We start from the raw sequence: 2631 nt of genomic DNA, 5'->3' as shown, positions 1-2631 counted from the left end.
ATCTAAACTTCTTAAATTAAAGTTGGATGAGCATCTAAAATACGAATTAAAGTCGCTGCAGGACCAGTCGGATAGCGACGGCCTTGTTCCCAGTTTTGTAGGGTTCTCGCGCTGATATGCAAACGTGCGGCGAATTCTGCCTGGGTTAAGCCAGTTTTCTCACGTACTTCTTTAATATCCGGCAATTCAAGCTCAGTCACGCGGCTTGCCTTTATCTCATTACGTTTGATGGCCCCAGCTTCTTTAATTGAAGCAACCAGGTCATCAAATAAGTTGTTATCCATGAAATTGCTCCTTCACTAATTGACGTAGGATCGAGGTCTCTTTGTCTGTCAGATTATCTTTGACAGACTTTGGATAAGCCACCAGGAAAAAGATCTGATCATCCTCTGTGACCCAATAATAGATCACCCGGATACCACCACTTTTACCCTTGTTACCTTGAGCACAACGTACTTTACGAATACCACCGCCATTCTTGATTAAGTCGCCTTTATCGGGCTGTACCAAGAGATCTTGCTGAAGCTGACGATATTCTTCATCACTCACAAGCTCTTTAATTTGCTTGGTAAAAATACTGGTTTCAATAAATAACATGGGTGCAAGTACGTCAATGGCGTATAAGAATTTTAGCAGTTTTAGAACAAAAAAACGAGAGATTACAGCTCTCTGTTAGAACCCATTCAAAATGTCTATATTCTCACCAATAAAAATGTCCACTTTTAGAATATGCGCTTTTGCGATTTTCTTATCGGACGGTTTAATATGTTGGTGTCTATATCGGATAAACTAATATTCTTTGCATTACGTCTACTGATAAAAATATGTATAACGTTCATCCAAGTGAAAAACTAATTCACGCTTTCCGCCAAAAACCTTATCAGGGATGTTGTCCTACTCAAGCAGAGTTTTTATTTATTGGCTTAGATGCCAATTACGCTCCCAATATTGAAGAACAAAAAATATTTTCTAAAATCATTGAATATCATGAGGATGCTATTTCATTTTGGCAGAAATACAATGTACATCATCCTTTTTTATTAGATGGATATAAAGGAGATGGGCGAAAATATCATAAAGAATTTTCAAAAATTAGACTTTCTTGCAAAGATGCTTCTCGTATTTCATTTATCGAGCTTCTTCATCTTCCCACAACTGGTAGAAATGATTTGAAAAGCTCTGATCTTGATAAAAATCATCTACAATACATTCATAAAGCCATTTTTTCAGAACACACTAAAGCTGTATTTATCTCTGATGCTGTTTTTAAATTAATGAAAAAAACATCTATATTTTCATGGATGAATGATGCTAAACAAATAGAAGGACATACTCTTAAAGTTTTTCATGAAAAAAAACCTTTAATCTATAAGCATTTACATTTTTCAACTTATGGAAAGTTTCAAGCTCAAAAAGAGGAAGAGATAAAAGCAATTCATAATATTATTCTAAAATCAAACATCAGTGATTTAACATAAAATCTCTTATGTGAAGCAATCTTGTAACTTCAAAATAGAAATGTCCGGTTTCTCCAAAGTAAAAATGTCCGCTTTTAGATAACTTTAGCAACTCGATAGACAGTTGCAACTCCACAATTCACTGCTTTGGCAATTTCTTCCTTAGTCATATTGCCAGCTGCTAGCAATTCTTTTATTCGTTTGTGCTTAGCCTCATTGGCTTTCTTACCTGTTGGCTTGTAACCTGAACGTGCCAGGCCCTGCTTAATACGTTCTATACGTTTCTCATTGTCTAGGCGAGCCATTGTTGCCAGGAGATCAATCAACATATTGTTGATGAGTTCCAGGATTGAATGAGTAATGCTGTCACTGGTTTGAATCATTTGGTAGGTAGTAGGAAGATCTGCTACGACTAAACGAAGTCCCTTCTCCTGGATCCTGCGCTTCAGCTCTTGAAAATCTCGTTGGGTTAGGCGTGATAAGCGGTCAATACTTTCAACTAACAAGGTGTCACCTTGATTTGCTTCTGACAGTAGCTTATTCAATTCAGGTCGGTCTAACTTCGTACCACTATAGTTTTCTACGTACACAATGGTTTCACCCAAATTCAAGTTTTGGTTTAGATCCTGAAGAATCTGCAAAGCCCTTTCTGCATCTTGATCTTTAGTTGAAGCTCGTAGATAAATACGTGTATTCATTTCTATCATTTAATCTTAATTCTATTAGATTAATGATAACACTATCATTTAATTATTACATTAAGTCTAATAATAGATATTGTATGCGATTTGGCTCGCTATCATTCAGCTATACTCTTTTGATAAAAAAAGCATGACTAAAAGCCATGCCTTGGGAATTCGTATAACAGCCCTTATGTTAAATCAGGTTTAAAACTTAATATCATGTGAATTAAAGTAGGTCGGATCAAACTCTATCTCTCCTATTTCATCCTCGATAATTTGCATGTAATCGTCATATCTTGGATGTTTGGGGTCTTGTAATGCATCTAAAATATCAAGATATCCAAAAATTCCTCCAATATCTTCAAATGGAGCATGATTTTGACCATCTATACAACATGGATATTTTTTATTTAAATCAGGAGATTGTCTGCTTTCTACAGTAATCAAATGTTCCCAACAATCGCCAAAATCATATGTATATATAATTTTTT

Annotated in this window: 5 protein-coding genes; 1 reads left to right on the top strand and 4 read right to left on the bottom strand. The window is 35.5% G+C overall.

Features of this window, described 5'->3' with window-relative positions:
* Positions 1-11 precede the first annotated feature (11 nt).
* Both nadS and R5R67_RS19120 read right to left on the bottom strand, forming a co-directional pair.
* Complete coding sequence (gene nadS, locus R5R67_RS19125) at positions 12-284, bottom strand: NadS family protein (RefSeq protein ID WP_004641921.1); 273 nt, start codon at positions 282-284, stop codon at positions 12-14.
* Positions 277-597: a type II toxin-antitoxin system RelE/ParE family toxin gene (locus R5R67_RS19120; protein WP_000897309.1), complete on the bottom strand. Its 321-nt coding sequence runs from the start codon at positions 595-597 to the stop codon at positions 277-279. Before R5R67_RS19120 ends, nadS begins: the two co-directional genes overlap by 8 nt.
* Positions 598-824: 227 nt before the next feature.
* Between R5R67_RS19120 and R5R67_RS19115 the strand changes: the two genes are divergently transcribed.
* Positions 825-1478: a hypothetical protein gene (locus R5R67_RS19115; RefSeq protein WP_005086345.1), complete on the top strand. Its 654-nt coding sequence runs from the start codon at positions 825-827 to the stop codon at positions 1476-1478.
* Between the two features lie 74 nt (positions 1479-1552).
* On the opposite strand, the gene R5R67_RS19110 is transcribed toward R5R67_RS19115, so the two are convergent.
* Together R5R67_RS19110 and R5R67_RS19105 are read right to left on the bottom strand one after the other, a co-directional pair.
* Complete coding sequence (locus R5R67_RS19110) at positions 1553-2164, bottom strand: recombinase family protein (protein ID WP_004740252.1); 612 nt, start codon at positions 2162-2164, stop codon at positions 1553-1555.
* 180 nt (positions 2165-2344) lie between these two features.
* Positions 2345-2631, bottom strand: a 287-nt coding sequence (locus R5R67_RS19105) for a plasmid pRiA4b ORF-3 family protein (protein WP_318755174.1), incomplete at its 5' end; no start/stop codon positions are given.

The sequence above is a fragment of the Acinetobacter sp. OYA S30 genome (assembly GCF_033599315.1).
In the GTDB taxonomy this organism is placed as follows: Bacteria; Pseudomonadota; Gammaproteobacteria; order Pseudomonadales; family Moraxellaceae; genus Acinetobacter; species Acinetobacter baumannii.
The sequence above is the reverse complement of the archived record's forward strand: the minus strand, read 5'-3'. Positions and strand labels throughout refer to the sequence as shown.

Bases quoted from the DNA above. Each gene is read 5' to 3' on its own strand.
- R5R67_RS19110 (WP_004740252.1), bottom strand. From the start codon at position 2,164: ATGATAGAAATGAATACACGTATTTATCTACGAGCTTCAACTAAAGAT.
- nadS (WP_004641921.1), bottom strand. From the start codon at position 284: ATGGATAACAACTTATTTGATGACCTGGTTGCTTCAATTAAAGAAGCT.
- R5R67_RS19115 (WP_005086345.1), top strand. From the start codon at position 825: ATGTATAACGTTCATCCAAGTGAAAAACTAATTCACGCTTTCCGCCAA.
- R5R67_RS19120 (WP_000897309.1), bottom strand. From the start codon at position 597: ATGTTATTTATTGAAACCAGTATTTTTACCAAGCAAATTAAAGAGCTT.